Here is a 21590-nt window from a genome sequence, read left to right as displayed (position 1 = left end):
GATCTCTAGGGAGCGTACTCGTTGTTCGGCACGTTGACAGGACGGATCGGAGTCGCCGCCCGTGGCGCGCTGCTGGTGCTGTCCTACCTGGTCATGCTCGCCGCGGGCGCCCTCGGTTGGGTCGGCCTGTTCGCCGTCGCCGGGCTGGTCGCCGTGCTCGGCGAATTCGCCCTCACCCGCTGGTCGCCGGCCTCCGACGTGCTGCTGGAGAAGGTCGGCCTCAACCGCGGGTACCGGCAGCTGACCCGGGACCTGTCGGCGGTGCTGCTGGTGGCCGCCGAGGTGGCGCTGAGCGGAACGCAGCTCAGTCTGCTGCTCGCGCTGCCCGCCGCGGTCTGGGTGATCGCCGTCTTCTCCGGCGCGCTGACCACCATGATCGACCGGCGCAACCCGCAGTCGGCCATGGTCCGCAACATCGAGCTGGGCCCGCTCCGCTCGGCCCCCCAGCCGCCGGCCTGGGCGGCCGCCATCGCCGGTGACCGGATGCCGGTGGTGAACATCCTGCTGGTGCCGGCCGCGGTGGCCGCCGTGGTGCGCGACGACGCCACCCCGTTCCTGGTCACCGGCGCGGTGACGGTCGCGGTGACCGCGGTGGTCGGCGCGATCATCGCGCTCACCTGGCTGCGCGGCCGGGGCACCGGGCAGAGCCCGCTGCTGCCCGCCGTGCAGCGCTGGCTGGACAGCTACCGCCCCGAGGTCGCGCTCTACTTCGCCGGCCCGGCCAAGGACGTCTACCAGGCGAACATGTGGCTGGCCCCGACCGAGGCGCTGCAGCAGCGCGCGGTGGTGCTGATGCGCAACCGGGAGGCCTTCCTGGAACTGGCCGACACCCGGCTGCCGGTGATCTGCGTACCGGCCGGGGTGGACTTCATGAACCTCGAACTGGGCAGCGTGCGGGCGGCGCTCTACGCGGCCAACGTCGGCGCGAACATCCACCTGCTGCGCGAGCCGGGCATGAAGCACGTCTTCGTCGGGCACGGCGACAGCGACAAGGCGGCCAGCGTCAACCCGTACAGCAAGGTGTACGACGAGGTCTGGGTCGCCGGGCTCGCCGGCCGCGAGCGCTACGCCCGGGCCGGGGTGGGCGTCCTCGACTCCGACATCGTCGAGATCGGACGCCCGCAGTTGGCCGGGGTGCACACCTTCGGCGCCGAGTCGGTGGACCGGCCGTTCACCGTCCTCTACGCGCCGACCTGGGAGGGCTGGCTCGACGACGACCCCTACCACACCTCGCTGGTGGTGATGGGCGAGCGGATCGTCAAGGGGCTGCTCGCCGTCTCGCCCCGGATCCGGCTGATCTACAAGCCACACCCGCTGACCGGCTCGCGGGCCAAGGAGGCCAGGGCGGTGCACGACCGGGTGGTGGAGCGGATCCGCGCGGCCGGCGGCGACACCGACGCGACCTCGCTGGAGGGCACCCGCCACCTGGTGGTCACCGGCCGCACGCCGGCCCTGTTCGACTGCTTCAACCAGACCGACCTGCTGATCAGCGACGTGTCCAGTGTGGTCTCCGACTTCGTGCAGAGCCAGCGGCCGTACGTGGTGGCCAACCCGGGCGGGCTGCCGGAGGACGAGTTCCGCCGGGAGTACCCGACGGCCCGCGCGGCGTACCTGCTCTCCGCCGACTGCGGCGAGCTGGAGAAGATCGTCGCACTGACCCGGGCCGGCGACGACCCGCTGACCGAGGCCCGCCGGGAGCTGAAGACCTACCTGCTCGGCCCCGCGGAGGCCAACCCGATGGACCGGTTCCAGGAGGAGATCGGCCGCCTCTGCCGCCGCTGAGCGCGCGCCGCACCGACCCCACCGCGCCCGGGACGACCGCGTCGTCCCGGGCGCGGCCGTTTCCGGCATACGGCACGAACGGCGCCTCGCCCCTGCCCGGCTCGGTGGCGGCCGGGACTCGTGCCGGGCCGCGGGCCTGGCGACCCCCGCTCAGCCGAGCAGGGTGGCCACCGCGTCGGCGGCCGGGGTGTCGGCCGGCAGCGCCTGCGCGGCCACCACGGCGGCCACCGGCAGCGGGCCGTACAGGTGCGGGAAGAGCTGACCGCCGCGGGACGGCTCCCAGCGCAGCGCGTCGCCGAGCCGGGCCGGGTCGACGGTCAGCAGGGTCAGCCCGGTGGCGCCGGCGAAGTGCCGGCGGGCCGTCTCCACCACCTGGTCGGCGGCCGAGAGGTGGACGAAGCCGTCCTGCCGGTCCACGGCCGTGCCCGCCAGGTGGCCGGCGGCCAGCGCCTCGTCCCACTCGGTGGTCGGCAGCAGCTTGTAGATCACATCGGCAGCCTACGCCGCCCGGGAGGGTGGCGACCGGCTCGTCCCGGAGCGGCCGGTTTCGCCGGTACCGGCCCGTCCGTCGCCCCCGGCCCGGCATGCTCAGGTGGAGCGGGTCGGAAAGGGATGGCGATGCAGAGCTACGACGACGACTGGACCGACAGCCAGCGCGCGCTGTACGACGAGTGCTACCAGGCCGGCGGGGAGTGGGCCGACGACCCGGACACCCCGAGCGAGGATGTGCAGCACGTGATCAACCTCGGCGAGGCCGACGACGACACCCTGGCCGATGCCGAGATCGACTTTCCGCCGCTGGTCGACGCGGTCACCCAGGCCACCGGGGAGAACGTGACCAGCGTGCCGGCCAGCCACGACGATCCCGGCTTCCGGGGCTTCGTGGACGGCGTCCGGGACGCCGTCGCCGACGACACCTTCGGCCTTTAGCAGCCGGCCGACCGACGCCGCACCACCGGGCCGGCCCTCCCGCCCCGGCCCGGCTTCTGCCACCATTCGGGTCGACGGACCGACGAATGGGGGACCCGGGTGCGCATCCTGCTGGTCGAGGACGACCGCCGGGTGGCCGCCGCGCTGTCGTCCGCCCTCACCCGGCGCGGATACGAGGTCGAGCACGCGGCGACGGTCGCCGCCGCGCTCTCCGCCGCCCCCTGCGACCTGGTGCTGCTCGACCTGACCCTGCCCGACGGCGACGGCACCGACCTCTGCCGGGAGCTGCGCCGGCGCAGCTCGCAGCTCGGCATCATCGCGGTGACCGCCCGGGGCGAGGAACGGGACCGGGTGCTCGGCCTGCGGCTCGGCGCGGACGACTACGTGGTCAAGCCGTTCTCGATGGTGGAGTTGCAGGCCCGGATCGAGGCGGTGCTGCGCCGCGCGGCGCACACCGTGCCGGAGCGGAACCTGATCGAGTCCGGCCCGGTCCGGATCGACGTGGCGGCCCGCACGGTGACCGTCGCCGGCCGGGCGGTGGCGCTCACCCGCAAGGAGTTCGACATCCTGCTCTCGCTGGCCCGCCAGCCCGGGGTGGCGGTGCCCCGCGACCGGATCCTGCTCGACGCCTGGGGCACCACCTGGGCGGACCGGCACACCGTCGAGGTGCACGTCGGCTCGCTGCGCGGCAAGCTGGGCGACCCGCGCCTGGTGGAAACGGTGCGCGGGGTCGGCTACCGGCTGCGCGGCGAGTGAGGGGGACGGGTGCGACGCCGCCTGGTGATCAGCTATCTGCTGCTGATGGTGCTGGTCCTGATGGCGCTGGAGACCCCGCTGGCGGCCACCCTCGCCACCCGGGAGACCGACCGGGTCCGTGCCGACCGGCTCGCCGACGCGACCCGGTTCGCCTCGCTGGCCGGCCCCGCGCTGCGCGGCGGCACGCCCGGCCCGCTCGACAACGAGCTGCGCAGCTACGACGAGCTGTACGGGATCGGCGCGGCGGTGGTCGACCGGGACCGCCGTACCGTGGTCGCCTCGGCGAGCTGGCGGGTCGCCGCGGGCACCGGCGCGGCGCTGGACACCGCCCTCTCCGGCCAGCAGGCCAGCGGGCCGGAGTCGGTCTGGCCGTGGGTGGACGGGCCGATCGTGGTGGCGGTGCCGATCAACGACGGCGGTGAGGTGCTCGGCGCGGTGGTCACCGCCACCCCGGCCGACCCGGTGCGCCGCGCCGTCACCACCTGGTGGCTGCTGCTCGCCGGGATGGGCCTGCTCGCCGTGCTGGCCTGCGTGCTCACCGCGTTCGGGCTGGCCGGCTGGGTGCTGCGGCCGGTCACCGAGCTGGACGCGGTCACCCACGAGATCGCCGAGGGGGACCGGGGCGCGCGGGTGCAGCACCGGCTGGGCCCATCCGAGCTGCGCCGGCTGGCGGCCAGCTTCAACCACATGGCCGACGTGGTCTCCGACGTGATGGACCGGCAGCGGGCGTTCGTCGCGCACGCCAGCCACCAGCTGCGCAACCCGCTCACCGCGCTGCGGCTGCGGGTGGAGGAGCTGGGACCGAGCCTGACCGATCCGCAGGGCCGCGCGGAGCACCGGCTCGCCCTGGAGGAGACCGACCGGTTGGCCCTGGTGCTGGACGCGCTGCTCACCCTGGCCCGCGCCGAACGGCGGGAGAACCAGCGGGTCACCGTGGACGCGGCGGCGGTCGCCGCCGCCCGGATGGCCGCCTGGGAGCCGCTGGCCCGGCACCGGTCGGTCACGCTCCGGCTGGTGGCGCACGACGCGCCGGCGTACGCCCGGACCGTGCCGACCGCCATCGACCAGGCCCTGGACGCGCTGATCGACAACGCGGTGAAGTTCAGCGGCGCCGGCGGGGAGGTGACGGTGACCGTCCGGCGTCAGGACGGCGGGACCGCGCTGGAGGTGCGGGACACCGGCCCGGGGATGACCAGCAGCCAGCTGCGCCAGGCGACCGAGCGCTTCTGGCGGGCGCCGGACGCGCAGAACGTCGACGGCGCCGGGCTGGGCCTGACCATCGTCGCCGTGCTGGTGGACGCCTCGGACGGTCGGCTCAGCATGCGCCGGGGCGAGCCGCGCGGCCTGGTCGCCGGCCTCTGGTTCCCCGCCCCCGCCGACGCCGAGCACCCCGACCCGTCGACCGTCGATCCGCCAACCCACCCGCCCGAGCCGCTCCCCACCCCCAGTCACGCGGAGGCACCGTGATCGCCTGAGGGGCGTTCAGGGTTTGGTGGCGCGGTACCAGGCGGCGGCCCCGGGGTGCAGCCGCAGCGGGGCGGTGGCGATCGCCGCGCGGGGACTCATCCGCCCGGCCGCGGGATGCGCGGCGGCCAGCTCCTCGCGGCGCTCCATCAGCAGCCGCGTCACCTCCCGGACCAGCGCCTCCGGCAGGTCGGCCCGGACGATCAGGAAGTTCGGGTTGGCCACCGTGGTGACCGGGTCGACCTGGTACACCGAGCGGGGGATGTCCCGGGAGACGTACACCTCCGGGTTGCCGCGACGCAGCGGCTCGGTCCACTCGCCCAGGTCGACGATCCGGATGGCGGTCGCGCCGGCCAGCTCCTCGACGCCCCGCACCGGTAGCCCGCCGGAGAAGAAGAAGGCGTCGATCCGCCCGGCCCGCAGCGCGGTCATCGAGTCGTCCAGGCCGAGCCGCTCGCGGCGGACCGCGTCGTCGCCCAGCCGCGCCACCTCCAGCAGCCGGGTGGCGGTGATCTCGGTGCCGGAGCCGGCCGCGCCCACCGACACCCGCCGGCCCCGCAGGTCGGCCAGCGTGCGGACCGGGCCACCGGCGGTGGTGACCAGGTGCAGCAGGTCGTCGTAGACCCGGGCCACCGCGAGCACCGACGGGTGCGCGGCGGGCGCGGCCGGCAGCACGTCCGCCTGGGTGAAGCCGAGTTCGGCCTCCCCGGCGCCGACCAGCCGGACGTTCTCCGCCGAGGCGGCGGTGACCACCACGCTGGCCCGCACCCCGGGCAGTTCCCGGTTGAGGATGGTGGCCAGCGACTGCCCGAACGCGTGGTAGACCGCGGTCGGGCTGCCGGTGGCGATCCGGATCGGCACCGGCGCGGCCGGCGACTCCCGGCAACCGGCCAGCCCGGGCAGGGTGACGGCCACCAGCAGCGCCACCAACGCCGCCAGGCGGGTGTCGGGCGCCCGGGCGGGGCGGGACCAGGTACGACTCACGCGCTGCACTCTGCGCCGCGCGGGCCGCCGATGGCAACCCCGCGGCTCCCGGTCCGGGGTCGCCCTGACGGTGGGTCGAAGGTGCGGGTCGATTCCCTGCGGTGCGCGTCAGGCCCGGTCGGTGGCCCGGGCGGGACCGAGCGCGGTGCTGTGCAGGATCCGCTGGCGGTCCGGGCCGTCGGCGACGCTGACCAGGAAGCAGCCGGTGCCCGGGCGGAGCTGGGCCGGGACGTCCAGCAGCGCGGCGCCGCGGACCAGGACGGCGGCGAGTTCCCGGTCGGTGAGCCGGACGCCGAGGATGTGCCGGCGCACGTGCCGCCCGCCGGCCAGCAGGGCGGCGCGCCAGGCCGCCGCGGCCAGCCGGGGCCGCCACACCCGGCGGGCCATCGAGGCGCCGGGGAACGGCCCGCCGAGCAGCTCCCGCCGGCCCTGCCGCCAGCCGGCCTCCAGCAGCCGGGCGTACGCCGGCCGGTGTTCCGGGGGCACCGAGAGCCGGTGCAGCTCGTAGCGGCGGCGCAGCCCGCCGACGGCCAGCTCGTGCTCGACCGGGACGTCCAACCGGGTGAGCAGTTGCCGCATCCGCTGGGCCGCCTCCTCGCGGTTGAACTCCACCGTGCCGCTGCGGTGGGCCGGCGGCGGCTGCCGGTGCCCGGAGCCGGCCGGTGGGGGCATGCAGCGCAGCAGACAGGTGGCCTCGAACGCGTCGGCCAGGGTCAGCCAGTCCAGCGGCGGCGGCGTCGCCGGGAGCCGGGGCCGGTCGAGCAGGGTCGGTTCCAACAGGGGCGCTCCTCGTGGGGCGTCGGGTCCTCCTACCGTGACCCGTGGGCCGCCCCGGCGGTACCGATCCGGCCCAGCCTTGAGGAAATCTTGCGGCTGCCCTACAGCTCGGTGACCACCACGTCGACCATGCGTGGCCGACCGGCCGGCGCGGGCTGCTCCAGCACCTGGTACTTCAGGTCGCGCAGGGCGGTCACCAGCCCGTCGGCGGTACGTGGCCGGGCGCCGGCGAGCAGCAGGTCGCGGACCAGCCGGCCCTTGGTCGCCTTGTTGAAGTGGCTCACCACCGACCGCACGGGCACCCCGTCGACCTCCCGCTCGTGCAGCACCCGCACCGTCACCGTGCGGGCGGCCGGGGCGCCGCGCGGGGTCCAGGTCGCCGCGTACGCGCCGGAGCGCAGGTCGAGCACCGGACCGTCGCCGGCCGCGGCGTCCATCGCCGGCGCCAGCGCCCGCCGCCACCAGGCCGACAGGGCGCCGACGCCGGGCAGCCTCGCGCCGATCGGGCAGCGGTACGGCGGGATCCGGTCGGTGAGCCGGACCGCGCCCCAGAGACCCGAGGCGACCAGCACCGACCGGCGGGCCATCCGCTGCGCCGCCGGGGGCAGCGACGCGAGATCGAGCGCCTCGTAGAGCACCCCGGTGTAGATCCGGCCGGCGGGCGCGGTGGCGGCCGCCCGCAGCCGGGCGTTGCGCCGCAGCTCGCCACCCTGTCCGGGGCTGAGCCCGAGGGTGGTGCGGGCCGCCCCCTGGTCGCCCGCGGCGAGGGTGACCAGCGCCGCCAGCACCTCCTCCCGGGCCGGGTTCAGCTCGGGCAGCGAGAGCCGGGTCAGGTCCAGCCGCCGGCCGGTGCCGGCGTCGGCCTTCCCCTCGGAGGGCGGCAGCAGGATGAGCATCGGTGACTCCTCGATCTCCCGGCGGTCGGGGGCCGGCCGGGCCAGCGTACGGGGCGGGCCTACCGCCACGGCCGCACCGGCTTCTCCGGGTGGTACACCCGATACCCGCCGACCTCGGTGAGCAGCGCGGCGTCGGCCCGGTCGCCGAGCAGCCGCCGCAGCCGGCGCTCCATCGTCGAGCCGGCCTCCACCAGGTAACCCGGCCGGTCGGCCCGGCCCACCCGCTCCCAGTACGCCGGCACCCGGTTGCGCCCCGGGGTGACGCCGCCGTCGAGCACCCCGCAGACCACCTCCTCGGCGGTGTTGAAGACCAGGCGGTTGCAGGTCCAGTAGTCCCCGTACACCTCGCGCAGGCCGGCGCCGCGCACCGCGGCGGCCAGCTCGCGCGCCTGCCGCTCCTCGGTCCGGGACGCCGCCGTGCCGACGGCGGCGAAGAGCACGGTGATCACCAGCGTGGTGGCGGCCAGCGCGGCCAGCACGGCGGTGGCGAGCGCCCCGGTCAGCCGGCCGGCCACGCCGACGGTGCCCCGCCAGCAGGCGACCGCCGCCAGCCAGAGCGGCCAGAGCACCGCCGGCAGCGACAGCTGGAGCACCGACAGGTACCGCGCGTTGCCCAGCGGGTCACTGACGGCCTGCGGGCTGCGCACGTACGACAGCAGGGTGGCCGCGGCGGCGGCGACCAGCGCGAGCCGCACCACCGGCCCGACCCGCCGTTCCGGCGCGGCCGCGGCGCGGGAGTACGCCACCACCGCGGCCACCGCGGCGGCCACCAGCAGCACCGGATAGAGCAGGCCGAACCACTCCTGCCAGCGGGCGCAGCCGTCGACCGGGCAGAGCCCGGTGGCCAGCGGCACCCCCTCCAGCAGCCCACCGCGGAGCCGGTCGGACCACGGCGGGGTGGCGCCGGTCCCGGCGCTGACCTCGCGGAACTCCGACAGCGAGTCCTCCCCGGGTGGGGCGACCAGGTTGTCGTAGATCATCGGCGCCGCCCCGACCAGCAAGCCGGCCAGCAGCAGCACCCCGGCCCAGCCGGCCAGCTCCCGGCGGGCCGCCCAGAGCAGCGCCAGGCCGGCCACCGCCAGGTAGGGCACGATCAGCCAGTCCGACCAGACGGCCACCCCGGCGAGCAGGCCGAACAGCCCGACGGCCAGCCACCGGCGGCGGAGCGTGCGGTGCGCCAGCCCCACCACGATCAGCAGCATCAGCAGCACCGCCGCCTTGGCCTCGGGCCGCCCGCCGACCACGGTGAGCTGGTCGCGCACCACCCGCTCCGAGCCGAGCGCCAGCAGGCCGACGACGAAGGTGGCGAACCACGGCGACCCGATCCGCCGGGTCAGCCGGTGGATGAGCCAGAGGAAGAGCGCGTACAGCACGAGTAGCGGCAGCCGCAGCACCGGCCAGCTCGGCCCGGCCACCGCCACCAGCGGCGCGGCCAGGTACGACTCCAGCATCCCCATGTAGCGCTGCCCGTACAGGAAGACCGGGAGTTCCCGGCCCTCGGCGATGTGCAGCGCGGCCAGCCCGAACGTCGCCTCGTCGCTGTTGGAGACCGGCACCGTGTGGAGCGTCAGGACCAGCCGGTAGCCGACCCCGGCCAGCCCGAGCAGCAGCGCGACGAGCGCCGGCCGGTCGAGCTGAGGGCGCCACCGCCCACGGTTCCGCGCTGCTTGCGACACGACCAACGCCCCCGTCGTCGTCCCGCCCGGAGTGTTTCACGTTCGGTGCGACCGGCGCGCCGGATCGGGCGGAGTCGGCGCCGGCGGAGGCGGTCGTCTCGCGTGGCCGAGGTGGCCGGTCTGTGGCAGGGTGGCAGCGTGCCACCCACTCCCGCCGGCCAGCTGGCCGTACCGCAACTGCACCGGGCCGCGCGAGTCGAGGACGCCATCCACCAGCTGGTCGAGCGCCGGTTGCGGCGCACCGGCTGGCGGATCAACATCGTCGCCTACACCGGCTACGGCGCGCCGGGCTGGGTGCGGGTGATGTGCCGGGTGCTGCTGGGCCGGCCGGACACCCGCCAGCGGGCCAAGCCGGAGAAGGTGCGCGGCTGGCGCAGCTTCACCACGCTGCCGGCCAAGCACGTGACGGTGACCATCGAGGCGGGTGGGGTGCGGCACGAGGCGCACGCCGACCGCAGCGGCTTCATCGACACGGTGGTGGCGGCCGACCTGCCGCCGGGCTGGGGGTCGGTGCGGCTGAGCATGCCCGACGCCGAACCGGTCGAGGCGCCGGTGCGGATCCTCGACCCGGACGTCCGGTTCGGCATCCTCTCCGACATCGACGACACGGTCATGGTGACCGCGCTGCCCCGGCCGCTGCTCGCCGCGTGGAACACGTTCGTCCTGGACGAGCACGCCCGCAACGCGGTGCCCGGCATGGCGGTGCTCTACGAGCGGCTGGTCACCGCGCATCCCGGCGCGCCGGTCTTCTACCTCTCCACCGGCGCGTGGAACGTCGCGCCGACGCTGACCCGGTTCCTGTCCCGGCACCTCTACCCGGCCGGGCCGCTGCTGCTCACCGACTGGGGCCCGACGGCGGACCGGTGGTTCCGCAGCGGCCGCGAGCACAAGCGGGTCACCCTGGCCCGGCTCGCCAAGGAGTTCCCGGACGTGCGCTGGCTGCTGGTCGGCGACGACGGCCAGCACGACCAGGAGATCTACCGCGAGTTCGTGGTCGCCCACCCGGAGAACGTGGCCGGGGTGGCGATCCGCCGGCTGTCGCCGACCCAGGCGGTGCTCGCCGGTAGCCTGCCGGCGCCGGCCGGGCCCTCGTCGCAGGGGCCGGTGGGGCAGAAGTGGCTCTCCGCGCCGGACGGGGCCGGGTTGTGGAAGCTGCTCCGCGAGGCGGGCCTGGTCTGACGTACGCCCGAGCCCGTGCTCGGCGCCCGGCGGTCACCTGCCGGGCCTGCCTTCGCGCTGCGGCGGGACGGCGGCGTCGTGACGCAGGGCGACCGTCCTGGACCGGCTACTTCAGGTGAGGGTGATACCTCAGAGTCATCAATATGCCGCTGAGGTATCAGGTTTGTGAGGCATCGTCGGCCGGCGCGGCGCGAGCCAGGAGCCTCGCCCCGGTCAGCCCTGTCGCAGCCAGAGCACCCCGAGCGGGGGCACCTGGAGCGCGGCGGAGGCCGGCATGCCGTGCCACGGCACGTCCTCGGCGTGCACCTGGCCCAGGTTGCCCACCCCCGACCCGCCGTAGTGGTGGGCGTCGGTGTTGAGCACCTCGGCCCAGGCGCCGCCGGCCGGCAGCCCGACCCGGTAGTCGGGCAGCGGCAGGGCGGAGAAGTTCGCCACGCAGACCAGGGTGGAGCCGTCCGGGGCGATCCGGACGAACGAGACGGTGTTGTTGGCGACGTCGTCGCCGGCGATCCAGCGGAACCCGGCGGGCTCGGTGTCCTGCGCCCAGAGCGCCGGGGTGTCCCGGTAGACCGCGTTGAGGTCGCCGACCAAGCGCTGCACCCCGGCCCGGGCCGGGTCGTGCAGCAGGTACCAGTCCAGCCCGCGCTCCTCGCTCCACTCCCGGTCGTCGGCCAGCTCGCAGCCCATGAAGAGCAGCTGCTTGCCCGGGTGCGCCCACATGTACGCCAGCAGCGCCCGCACGTTGGCCAGCCGCTGCCAGGTGTCGCCGGGCATCTTCCCGGCGAGCGAGCCCTTGCCGTGCACCACCTCGTCGTGGCTGATCGGCAGCACGTAGTTCTCGCTCCAGGCGTACGCCAGGGAGAACGTGAGCTGGTGATGGTGGTGCTGCCGGTAGATCGGGTCCTTCGAGGTGTAGAGCAGGGTGTCGTGCATCCAGCCCATGTTCCACTTGAACCCGAAGCCGAGCCCGCCGTCCGCGGTCGGCCGGGTCACCCCCGGCCAGGCGGTCGACTCCTCGGCGACCATCACCACCCCGGCGTGGTGCTTGTAGACGGTGGCGTTGACCTCCTGCAGGAAGGCGATCGCCTCCAGGTTCTCCCGGCCGCCGTGCACGTTCGGCGTCCACTGCCCCTCCTGGCGGGAGTAGTCCAGGTAGAGCATCGAGGCGACCGCGTCCACCCGGAGCCCGTCGACGTGGAACTCCTCGCACCAGTAGAGCGCGTTGGCGACCAGGAAGTTGCGCACCTCCCGGCGGCCGAAGTCGAAGACGTACGTGCCCCAGTCGGGGTGCTCGCCGCGGCGCGGGTCGGGGTGCTCGTAGAGCGGCGTGCCGTCGAAGCGCGCCAGCGCCCACTCGTCGCGCGGGAAGTGCGCCGGCACCCAGTCCAGGATCACCCCGATCCCGGCGCCGTGCAGCCGGTCGACGAGGTGGCGGAACTCGTCCGGGTCGCCGAACCGGGAGGTGGGGGCGTAGTAGCCGGTCACCTGGTAGCCCCACGAGCCGCCGAACGGGTGCTCCATCACCGGCAGGAACTCCACGTGGGTGAAGCCCAGCTCGGTGACGTACGCGGTGAGCTGCTCGGCCAGCTCCCGGTAGCCCAGCCCGGGCCGCCAGGAGCCCAGGTGCACCTCGTAGACGCTCATCGGCTCCTGGTGCGGCCGGTGCCGGGCCCGCCGTTCCAGCCACGCCGCGTCGGACCACTCGTAGCGGGAGTGGTGCACGACGGAGGCGGTGGCCGGCGGCACCTCGGCGTACGCGGCGAGCGGGTCGGCCTTGTCCCGCCAGTGCCCGTCGGCGCCGAGGACGCGGTACTTGTACCGGGCGCCGACCCGGACGCCGGGCACGAACACCTCCCACACCCCGCTGGCGCCGAGCGAGCGCATCGGCCAGCCGTCGTCCGGGGCCCAGCCGGTGAAGTCGCCGACCACCCGGATGCCGCGGGCGTTGGGCGCCCAGACCGTGAAGGCGACGCCCTCGTCGTAGACCCGGGCGCCGAGCGCCTCCCAGAGCCGCTCGTGCCGGCCCTCGCCGATCAGGTGCAGGTCCAGCTCGCCCAGGGTGGGCGGGTAGCGGTACGGGTCGTCGTGGATCGCGCCGTCGACCTCCACCCGGTAGTCGAGCACGCTGCCCGGCACGCTGGCCTCGAAGACACCGGCGTCGTGCACCCGCTTCATCGGGTGCCGCTCCGCGCCCACCACGACGGCCACGTCGCCGGCGCCCCGGCGCAGCGTACGGATGATCGTCCGGCCGTCGGCGGGGTGCGCGCCGAGCAGGGCGTGCGGGTCGTGCGTCGCTCCGGTGATCAGCTGGTCCATCGGGCGTCGTCCTCCTGCGCGGGAGCGGTGGGGGCGGTGCCGCCCGACAGGTCGGCGGGCACGTCCGCGACGGTCAGCTCGGCCGGGGCCGTCGTCGCGGGCGGCGGGGTGTCGGGAGCGGCCGGGCGGTGCACGGTCAGCACGTGCGCGGGGTGCAGGTACGGGTCGAGGCGGACCGCGTTGCGCTGCCCCCACTCGTACCGGGCGCCGGTCAGCTCGTCGTGCACGGTGAACCGCTCGTGCCAGTCGAAGCCGAGCGCGGGCATGTCCAGGGTGGTGTTGCCCCACTGCACTTCCCGCGGGTCGAACGAGCAGACCACGACGACCGTGTTGCCGGTGTCCGGGTCGTGCTTGGACCAGCAGAGCAGCGCCGGGTTGTCGATGTCGTGGAAGACCAGGTTGCGCAGCCGGTGCAGGGCCGGATTCTCCCGGCGCACCCGGTTGAGGGTGGCGACGAACGGCGCGAGGGAGCGCCCCTGCGCCTGGGCGCCGGCCCAGTCTCGGGGCCGCAGCTCGTACTTCTCGTTGTCCAGGTACTCCTCGGCGCCGGGGCGGGCCACGTGCTCGAAGAGCTCGTAGCCGGCGTACATGCCCCAGGACGGGGAGAGCAGCGCGGCCAGCACCGCCCGGATCTTGAACATCGGCGGGCCGCCGTGCTGGAGCGTCTCGTGCAGGATGTCCGGCGTGTTGGGCCAGAAGTTCGGCCGCATGTAGTCCGCCGCCGCGACCAGTTCCGCACAGTACGCGCGCATCTCCGCCGCGGAGGTGCGCCAGGTGAAGTACGTGTACGACTGGGTGAAGCCGATCTTGCCCAGGCCGTGCATGATCGCCGGCCGGGTGAACGCCTCGGCCAGGAAGAGCACGTCCGGGTCGACCTGCTTGACCTGCCAGATCAGCCAGTGCCAGAAGTCGAACGGCTTGGTGTGCGGGTTGTCCACCCGGAAGATCCGGATCCCCTCGCCGACCCAGTGCAGCACCACGCGCAGGATCTCCGCCCGGATGCCGTCCGGGTCGTTGTCGAAGTTGAGCGGGTAGATGTCCTGGTACTTCTTCGGCGGGTTCTCCGCGTACGCGATGGTGCCGTCGGCCCGGGTGGTGAACCACTCCGGGTGCTCGGTCACCCAGGGGTGGTCCGGCGCGCACTGCAACGCCAGGTCCATCGCCACCTCCAGGCCCTGCTCGGCGGCGGCGGCGATGAAGTCCCGGAAGTCCTCCGCCGTACCCAGGTCGGGGTGGATGGCGTCGTGCCCGCCCTCGGCGGCGCCGATCGCCCACGGCGAGCCGACGTCGTCCGGGCCGGCGGTGAGCGCGTTGTTGCGGCCCTTGCGGTTGACCCGGCCGATCGGGTGGATCGGCGGCAGGTAGAGCACGTCGAAACCCATCGCGGCGACGCCCGGCAGGCGTTCCGTGGCGGTGGCGAAGGTGCCCGAGCGGGCCGGCGCGTCGACGGTGGCCGGGATCGCCCCCTCGGAGCGGGGGAAGAACTCGTACCAGGCGGAGAAGAGCGCCCGCTCCCGGTCCACCCAGAGCCGGTGCTCCTCGCCGGTGGTGACCAGTTCCCGGACCGGATGGTCCCAGAGCAGCGTGGCCAGTTCCAGCGCCGGGCCGACCCGGCGGGGCAGCGGCAGGCCGCCGTCGCGCAGCGCCCCGGCCGCGGCGCGGACCCGGTCCCGCTCCGCGGCCGGCACCAGCCCGGCGGCGGCCTCCAGCACCCGGGCCCCCTCGGCCAGGTCGTTGGCCAGGTCGGCCTCGCCCTGACCGGCGGCGATCTTCTTGGTGACCGCGTTCTGCCAGGTGAGGTACGGATCCTGGAACGCCTCGACGGCGAAGGTCCAGGTGCCGACCGCGTCCGGCCGGATGGTGCCGAGCCAGCGGTCCTGGCCGGGCTCGCCGGGGCGCATCCGGGTGAACGGGCGCGGCCGGTCGTCGGGGCCCCGCCAGACCACGTTGCAGCCGAGCGCGTCGTGGCCCTCGCGGTAGGCCCGCGCCGAGACCGGCACCGCCTCGCCGACCACGGCCTTCGCCGGGTAGCGACCGCACGAGACGACGGGGGAGACGTCTTCGATCGGGAACCGTCCAGTCACCCCGCCAACCTACTGCGCGTGATCCGTTCCCGCGCGACTCAGCCGGCGGCGCCCACCGACCGGTACACCTCCACGGTCTGCCGGGCCACGGTCTCCCAGGAGAAGTGCTCCACCGCCCGGCGCCGGCCCGCCCGGCCGAACTCGGCGGCCCGCTCCGGGGCGGCCAGCACCTCGTTGATCCGGGCGGCCAGGTCGGCCACGAAGGCTTCCGGGTCGAGCGGCCGGCCGGAGCCGTCGGTGGCCTGTCGGATCGGGACCAGCAGCCCGGTCTCGCCGTCGGCGACCACCTCCGGGATGCCGCCGGTGGCGGTGGCCACCACCGCGGTCTCGCAGGCCATCGCCTCCAGGTTGACGATGCCCATCGGCTCGTAGACCGACGGGCAGACGAAGACGGTGGCGTGCGTGAGCACCTGGATCACCTCGTGTTTGGGCAGCATCTCGGCCACCCAGACCACCCCGGAGCGGGTGGCCCGCAGCTGGTGGACCAGGTTCTCCACCTCGGCGGCGATCTCCGGGGTGTCCGGCGCCCCGGCGAGCAGCACCAGCTGGGTGTCCGCCGGCAGCGACCGGGCCGCCCGCAGCAGGTACGGCAGCCCCTTCTGCCGGGTGATCCGGCCGACGTACACCACGCTCGGCCGGGCCGGGTCGATGCCGAGCCGGTCCACCACGTCGGTGCCCCGGTCCGGGGCGTACTGCTCGGTGTCGATGCCGTTGTGGACCACCCGGACCCGGTCCGGGTCCACCGCCGGGTACGCGGCCAGCACGTCCCGCCGCATCCCCGCGCTGACCGCGATGACCGCGTCGGCCGCCTCCACCGCCGTCCGCTCGCACCAGGAGGAGAGCGCGTAACCGCCGCCGAGTTGCTCGGCCTTCCACGGCCGCAGCGGCTCCAGGCTGTGCGCGGTGACCACGTGCGGCACCCCGTACAGCAGCTTCGCGGTGTGCCCGGCCAGGTTGGCGTACCAGGTGTGGCTGTGCACCACGTCGGTGCCGGCGCAGCCCGCGGCCATCTCCAGATCCACGCCCATCGTGCGCAGCGCGGCGTTCGCGCCGGTCAGGCCGAACGGCTCGGCGTACGCGGTGACCCCCGGCTCGGTGCGTGGCGCGCCGAAGCAGTGCACCCGGACCTCGGTCAGCCGGCGCAGCTCGCGGGCCAGGTACTCGACGTGCACCCCGGCGCCGCCGTACACCTCCGGCGGGTACTCCCGGGTGAGCAGGTCGACGCGCAGCTGAGGGGTGTCCGTCATCCCCCGCACCCTAGTGCAGAACTGTGCCCGTACGAGTGGTGAAGTCCGACGCGGATGGATAGCGTCGGGACATGGCTGACAAGGTGCTCGCGATCGTCCTGGCCGGCGGGGAGGGCAAGCGCCTGATGCCGCTCACCACGGACCGGGCCAAGCCGGCCGTCCCCTTCGGCGGGATGTACCGCATGGTCGATTTCGTTCTCTCCAACCTGGCCAACGCCGGCTACCTCAAGATCGTGGTGCTGACCCAGTACAAGTCGCATTCGCTCGACCGGCACATCACCAAGACCTGGCGGATGTCCACCCTGCTGGGCAACTACGTGACCCCGGTGCCGGCGCAGCAGCGCCGCGGCCCCTGGTGGTTCGCCGGCTCGGCCGACGCGATCTACCAGAGCTTCAACCTGATCTACGACGAGCAGCCCGACTATGTGATCGTCTTCGGCGCCGACCACATCTACCGGATGGACCCGCGGCAGATGGTGGAGGACCACATCGCCTCCGGGGCCGCGGTGACCGTGGCCGGCATCCGGCAGCCGCTGTCGATGGCCGACCAGTTCGGGGTGATCGAGGTCGGCGAGGACGGCCGGCGGATCCGGGCGTTCCGCGAGAAGCCCACCGACGCCGTCGGCCTGCCCGACGCCCCCGACGAGATCTACGCCTCGATGGGCAACTACGTCTTCACCACCAAGGCGCTCTGCGACGTGGTCGAACGCGACGCGGAGGACAAGACCAGCAAGCACGACATGGGTGGCAGCATCATCCCGATGCTGGTCGAGCGGGGCGAGGCGAACGTCTACGACTTCCGCGACAACGAGGTGCCCGGCAGCACCGACCGGGACCGCGGCTACTGGCGCGACGTGGGGACGCTGGACTCGTTCTACGACGCGCACATGGATCTGATCAACGTGCACCCGGTCTTCAACCTCTACAACTTCGAGTGGCCGATCTACACCGAGCAGCCGCCGTACCCGCCGGCGAAGTTCGTCCACCAGTGGGGCGAGCGGGTCGGCCGGGCGGTCGCCTCGATGGTCTCGCCCGGTGCGGTGATCTCCGGCTCGCTGGTGGAGAACTCGGTCGTCTCGCCCAAGGTGAAGGTGCACTCCTGGGCGCACGTGGACGGCTCGGTGCTCATGGAGGGCGTCGAGATCGGCCGGCACGCCGTGATCCGCCGGGCCATCCTCGACAAGAACGTGGTCGTCCCCGAGGGGGCCGAGATCGGCGTCGACCTGGAGAAGGACCGGCAGCGCTACACCGTGTCGGACAACGGCGTCGTGGTGATCGGCAAGGGCCAGCGGGTGGAGCTGTGAGCCGGCGCCACGTGTGACCCCGCCCGCCGAAGGGAAAGAGTCAGCGTCCGTCCCGCCTGAGGAGGTAGCCGCCGTGGCCCATCCCCGTGCCGGCCAGCCCGCCGAGCCCGCCGACCTGGTCGACGTGCCGAGGCTGGTGACCGCCTACTACGCCGAGCACCCGGATCCGCAGGACCCGGCGCAGCAGGTCTCCTTCGGCACCTCCGGCCACCGCGGGTCGAGCCTGCGCAACGCCTTCAACGAGGGTCACATCCTCGCCGTCACCCAGGCGCTCTGCGACCACCGCCGGGAACGCGGCCCGGACGGCCCGCTCTTTCTCGCCCGGGACACCCACGCCCTCTCCGCCCCGGCCGCGGTGACCGCGCTGGAGGTGCTCGCCGCCAACGGGGTCACCGTGCTGGTGGACAGCCGGGACGGCTACACCCCCACCCCGGCGCTGTCGCACGCCGTGCTGACCCACAACCGGGGACGGACCACCGGGCTCGCCGACGGCATCGTGATCACCCCGTCGCACAACCCGCCCGACGACGGCGGCTTCAAGTACAACCCCACCCACGGCGGGCCGGCCGACAGCGACGTCACCAAGTGGATCCAGGACCGCGCCAACGCGATCCTCGCCGGCGGGCTGAAGGAGGTCCGGCGGATCCCGTACGCCCGGGCCCGCGCCGCCGACACCACCGGGTCGTACGACTTCCTCGCCGGCTACGTCGACGACCTGCCGGCGGCCCTCGACATCGACGCGATCCGCGCCGCCGGGGTGCGCATCGGCGCCGACCCGCTCGGCGGGGCCAGCGTGGCCTACTGGGGCGAGATCGCCGAGCGGCACCGGCTGGACCTGACGGTGGTCAACCCGACGGTCGACCCGACCTGGCGGTTCATGACCCTGGACGGCGACGGCAAGATCCGGATGGACTGCTCCTCGCCGAACGCGATGGCGTCGCTGATCGCCGCCCGCGCCGACTACCAGGTCTCCACCGGCAACGACGCCGACGCCGACCGGCATGGCATCGTCACCCCCGACGCCGGCCTGATGAACCCCAACCACTACCTCACGGTCGCGATCGCCCACCTGTTTCGCACCCGTACCCGGTGGGGCCCGGCCGCCGCGGTCGGCAAGACCCTGGTCTCCTCGTCGATGATCGACCGGGTCGCCGCCGACCTGGGCCGCCCGCTGCTGGAGGTGCCGGTCGGCTTCAAGTGGTTCGTACCCGGGCTGCTCGACGGCGCGGTCGGCTTCGGCGGCGAGGAGAGCGCGGGCGCGTCGTTCCTGCGCCGCGACGGCGGCACCTGGACCACCGACAAGGACGGCATCCTGCTCTGCCTGCTCGCCGCCGAGATCATCGCGATCACCGGGCGTACCCCCAGCCAGCACTGGGCCGAACTGGCCGAGCGCTTCGGCGCGCCCTCGTACGCCCGGATCGACGCGCCGGCGAGCCGGGAGGAGAAGGCGGTGCTCGGCAAGCTCTCCCCGGAGCAGGTGACCGCGACCGAACTGGCCGGCGAGCCGATCACCGCGACCCTCACCACCGCGCCGGGCAACGGCGCGCCGATCGGCGGGCTCAAGGTGACCACCGAGTCGGGCTGGTTCGCCGCCCGGCCGTCCGGCACCGAGGACGTCTACAAGATCTACGCCGAGTCGTTCCAGGGCCCGGAGCACCTGACCCGGATCCAGCAGGAGGCCAAGGACCTCGTCGCCGAGGTGCTCAAGCAGGCCTGATCCCCGATCAGCGGGGTGGCGGCAGCTGCCGGCGGTTGAGCTGCTGGCGCAGGCCCTCCGGGAGCAGCTCGCGCAGCTGCTCGGGCAGCAGCGGCAGGTCCAGCAGACTCAGCTTGAGCTGGTTGCGCTCCTGGTAGCGGCGCGGGTCGAGACGGACCACCAGGCCGGCGTCGCGGCGGTAGCGCACCCGCACGGCCCCCGAGGTCACGGCGTTGCGGATAATGACGCCGTCCATCTCCATGGCGACCGGCCCGGACCCGGGGCGCAGCTCCAGGTGGATGGTCTCGTCCGGGGAGAGCACCACCGAGCGGGAGATCCCGGCCATCGGCGCCGACGGGGTCACCACCACCGCGTCGGCGGCCGGGGAGATCAGTGGACCGCCGGCGGCGTAGCTGTACGCGGTCGACCCGGTCGGGGTGCTCAGCACCAGCGCGTCGCAGCGGTAGTAGCCGTACTGCTGCCCGTCGACGGCGAGCGTGGCGTTGACGAACCCCGCACCGGGCTGGCGGACCAGCGCGACGTCGTTGAACGCGACCACGTCCTCGCCGCACAGGTCGCAGACCAGGCAGCTGTGCCGCTCGACGGTGAAGTCCTTGACGGCCAGCCGGTCCAGCGCCCGCGGCAGGTCCGGCGGCTCCACCTCCACCAGGAAGCCCAGCTTGCCGACGTGCACACCGAGGACGGGCTTCGGGTCGCGCACCGCGGAGCGCAGCGCGCCGAGCATGGTGCCGTCCCCACCGATGGCGATCAGGGCGTTCGACGCGGCGGCCACCTCGTCGGCCGGCAGCGGCTCGACCGTGGAGGGCACCCGGTGCCGGTCCTCGGCCCGTACCGTCACGCTCATCCGGTGCCGGGTCGCCCAGTCGACGACGATGCCGACCACCTCGGAGACGTCCCGGGTGGGGTGCAGCACCAGCCCGAGCCGGATCCGGTCCATACCTACACCTCACCACATTCAGGGCGGCGGGATCGGCCGTACCGGCGGGAGCGCGGATGGCTCGGCCATCGGCCCCGCGCCGCGAGCCCGGGTCGTCCCGGCCGTCGCGCCCGCTGCTCCGCGCCCGAGACCGACCCGGCCGGCGCCGCATGGGCTCCTGACGGGGGTCAGCGGGGCTCGACGCCGTCCTGTGCGGGTATCCACCGGCCAGCCCAGACGCCGTCGACGATGAAGTAGTAGAGCATTCCGTTCATCACCGTGCGACGGTTCGTGTGCGCCTGTGACGCGGCGCGCAGGGTGAAGGTCTTCGCGGTGGCTCGCACGCCGAGCGAATTGAAGGTGTACCCGGTGTACGTGCCCTGCCGGAACTGCACGATTCTGGCGGGCGCGAAGGTGTAGGTCTCGACGGAGAGCTTGATGAAGGCGCGACCGTAGGTCTCGCGGACCCAGTACCCGGCGAGGGTTCCGCTCGTTACCTGCAACCACACCCCGGACGCACCGGCGAGGCGGTGCCGCGCCCCGATGCTCACGGCCTCCGCCGCCCCCAGCTCGACTGTCCGGCTGTCGATGATGCGGCGGGCCGAGTCCACTCGGTGGGCCTGGTGGCTCCCGGCGCCAAGATACCCGCGCCCGCCGAGTTGCGCGGCCGGGTAGTCGTCGAGCAGTCGGTCTCCGGAAACCGCCAGCGAGGGGGCGCCCGTCATGTCGTAGAGCTTGTAGATCTGGCCGACATGGACCGTGTGATAGTTGGGGTACGCGTACTCCGGATGGCCGAGGCAGTACCTGCTGAGCCAGCCGGGGTCGCGGATCTCGTCCAGGTGGCCCTCCACCGCGGTGATCCCGCCCTGAGCGAGTTCCTTCGCCTGCTCCGAGCCGGTGGTACGAAAGTAGTCGTACAGGCCGTAGATCGCGAAGATGTGTCCGTTGAGGGCACGGTCCGCGCCGGGGTGCTTGGCGTACTCCTCGAACCACAGGTAGCCGTCGCTGTCGACGTCGACCGTCCACGGCACGCCCCCGCTCCGCAGGTTGGTGAAGCTGGCGAACAGTTGGGTGGCGGCATCGGCGTACCGCTGCTTACCGGTTACTTCGTGGAGGCGGACGAAGGCGCTCATGGCCTGTCCCTGCGCCATGGCGGAGTACCAGGGCGCGGTCATCATGTCGGTGCGGTCGCCGTGCAGCGCCCAGTCGAAGGGGTACGGCAGGTAGATGGCGCCCCGGGCGTGTACGGCGTTGGTGAGCAGACGCTCGGCGTGGGCCTCCACCCGGGCGAGGTAGCGCGGGTCCCGGTTGTGGTGGTAGCTGGCCAACCGGGTGAGCATGAATTGCGCCTGGAGAACCGGATGGTCGTACGCGCGGCCGTCGATGATCCGTACGGAGACGCCCTGCTCGTCGTACGTTCCTGAACCGTCCAGCGGACCAGCGGCGCTGGCGTAGTAAGGCAGCCGCTGCACCGGCAGTTCGAGGATCCGGTAATCGTTGCGATGGAAGGCGAAGGGCGCTTTTGACACAGCCGGACGAGCACCCGACAGCACCACCACGAG

General features: G+C 73.9%; 17 protein-coding genes. 7 read left to right on the top strand and 10 right to left on the bottom strand.

Going from position 1 to position 21590, the window contains the following annotated elements:
- Positions 1-21 precede the first annotated feature (21 nt).
- Positions 22-1782, top strand: coding sequence for a CDP-glycerol glycerophosphotransferase family protein (locus AC1WTP_RS25250; protein WP_481651753.1), 1761 nt, complete (start codon positions 22-24; stop codon positions 1780-1782).
- 150 nt (positions 1783-1932) lie between these two features.
- On the opposite strand, the gene AC1WTP_RS25245 is transcribed toward AC1WTP_RS25250, so the two are convergent.
- Positions 1933-2271 (bottom strand): DUF952 domain-containing protein, encoded by a 339-nt coding sequence (locus tag AC1WTP_RS25245; RefSeq protein ID WP_447139061.1) that lies wholly within the window; start codon positions 2269-2271, stop codon positions 1933-1935.
- Positions 2272-2400: 129 nt separating this feature from the next.
- On the opposite strand from AC1WTP_RS25245, the gene AC1WTP_RS25240 reads away from it, so the two are divergent.
- The 3 genes from AC1WTP_RS25240 to AC1WTP_RS25230 all read left to right on the top strand — a co-directional run bounded on the left by AC1WTP_RS25240 (position 2401) and on the right by AC1WTP_RS25230 (position 4935).
- Positions 2401-2712 carry a hypothetical protein gene (locus AC1WTP_RS25240; protein WP_302922846.1) on the top strand — a complete coding sequence of 104 codons (312 nt, stop codon included), beginning with the start codon at positions 2401-2403 and terminating at the stop codon, positions 2710-2712.
- 99 nt (positions 2713-2811) lie between these two features.
- Complete coding sequence (locus AC1WTP_RS25235) at positions 2812-3468, top strand: response regulator transcription factor (RefSeq protein ID WP_088995023.1); 657 nt, start codon at positions 2812-2814, stop codon at positions 3466-3468.
- 9 nt (positions 3469-3477) lie between these two features.
- On the top strand, positions 3478-4935 hold the full coding sequence (locus AC1WTP_RS25230) for a sensor histidine kinase (RefSeq protein WP_481651752.1): 1458 nt from the start codon (positions 3478-3480) through the stop codon (positions 4933-4935).
- Positions 4936-4950: 15 nt separating this feature from the next.
- Here AC1WTP_RS25230 and AC1WTP_RS25225 read toward each other — a convergent pair whose 3' ends face one another.
- From AC1WTP_RS25225 to AC1WTP_RS25210, 4 genes are all read right to left on the bottom strand, one after another.
- Positions 4951-5925: a TAXI family TRAP transporter solute-binding subunit gene (locus AC1WTP_RS25225; protein WP_481651751.1), complete on the bottom strand. Its 975-nt coding sequence runs from the start codon at positions 5923-5925 to the stop codon at positions 4951-4953.
- Positions 5926-6024: 99 nt separating this feature from the next.
- Positions 6025-6696: a hypothetical protein gene (locus tag AC1WTP_RS25220; protein WP_481651782.1), complete on the bottom strand. Its 672-nt coding sequence runs from the start codon at positions 6694-6696 to the stop codon at positions 6025-6027.
- 98 nt (positions 6697-6794) lie between these two features.
- Positions 6795-7589, bottom strand: coding sequence for a peroxide stress protein YaaA (yaaA, locus tag AC1WTP_RS25215; RefSeq protein ID WP_481651750.1), 795 nt, complete (start codon positions 7587-7589; stop codon positions 6795-6797).
- Between the two features lie 59 nt (positions 7590-7648).
- Positions 7649-9271: a hypothetical protein gene (locus tag AC1WTP_RS25210; protein WP_481651749.1), complete on the bottom strand. Its 1623-nt coding sequence runs from the start codon at positions 9269-9271 to the stop codon at positions 7649-7651.
- A 132-nt stretch (positions 9272-9403) separates the two neighbouring features.
- Here AC1WTP_RS25210 and AC1WTP_RS25205 point away from each other — a divergent pair, with 132 nt between their 5' ends.
- Positions 9404-10444 carry an App1 family protein gene (locus AC1WTP_RS25205; protein WP_481651748.1) on the top strand — a complete coding sequence of 347 codons (1041 nt, stop codon included), beginning with the start codon at positions 9404-9406 and terminating at the stop codon, positions 10442-10444.
- 213 nt (positions 10445-10657) lie between these two features.
- Here AC1WTP_RS25205 and glgB read toward each other — a convergent pair whose 3' ends face one another.
- The 3 genes from glgB to glgA are packed head-to-tail and all read right to left on the bottom strand — an operon-like array spanning position 10658 to position 16091.
- Complete coding sequence (gene glgB / locus AC1WTP_RS25200) at positions 10658-12760, bottom strand: 1,4-alpha-glucan branching protein GlgB (RefSeq protein WP_481651747.1); 2103 nt, start codon at positions 12758-12760, stop codon at positions 10658-10660.
- Positions 12748-14844, bottom strand: coding sequence for an alpha-1,4-glucan--maltose-1-phosphate maltosyltransferase (locus tag AC1WTP_RS25195; RefSeq protein WP_481651746.1), 2097 nt, complete (start codon positions 14842-14844; stop codon positions 12748-12750). Before AC1WTP_RS25195 ends, glgB begins: the two co-directional genes overlap by 13 nt.
- A 38-nt stretch (positions 14845-14882) precedes the next feature.
- The gene (gene glgA, locus AC1WTP_RS25190) at positions 14883-16091 is read right to left on the bottom strand and encodes a glycogen synthase (protein WP_481651745.1); all 1209 of its coding nucleotides are present in this window, start codon (positions 16089-16091) and stop codon (positions 14883-14885) included.
- A 71-nt stretch (positions 16092-16162) separates the two neighbouring features.
- Between glgA and glgC the strand changes: the two genes are divergently transcribed.
- Positions 16163-17395, top strand: coding sequence for a glucose-1-phosphate adenylyltransferase (glgC, locus tag AC1WTP_RS25185; protein ID WP_481651744.1), 1233 nt, complete (start codon positions 16163-16165; stop codon positions 17393-17395).
- 73 nt (positions 17396-17468) lie between these two features.
- Positions 17469-19112 carry a phosphoglucomutase (alpha-D-glucose-1,6-bisphosphate-dependent) gene (gene pgm / locus AC1WTP_RS25180; RefSeq protein WP_481651743.1) on the top strand — a complete coding sequence of 548 codons (1644 nt, stop codon included), beginning with the start codon at positions 17469-17471 and terminating at the stop codon, positions 19110-19112.
- Positions 19113-19119: 7 nt separating this feature from the next.
- Here pgm and AC1WTP_RS25175 read toward each other — a convergent pair whose 3' ends face one another.
- Together AC1WTP_RS25175 and AC1WTP_RS25170 are read right to left on the bottom strand one after the other, a co-directional pair.
- Positions 19120-20049, bottom strand: coding sequence for an NAD(+)/NADH kinase (locus tag AC1WTP_RS25175; protein ID WP_481651742.1), 930 nt, complete (start codon positions 20047-20049; stop codon positions 19120-19122).
- Positions 20050-20216: 167 nt separating this feature from the next.
- Positions 20217-21557: a D-glucuronyl C5-epimerase family protein gene (locus tag AC1WTP_RS25170; RefSeq protein WP_481651741.1), complete on the bottom strand. Its 1341-nt coding sequence runs from the start codon at positions 21555-21557 to the stop codon at positions 20217-20219.
- Between the last annotated feature and the right edge of the window lie 33 nt (positions 21558-21590).

The sequence above is a fragment of the Micromonospora sp. R311 genome, assembly GCF_056780015.1.
This window is presented reverse-complemented; position numbering and strand designations above follow the sequence as displayed.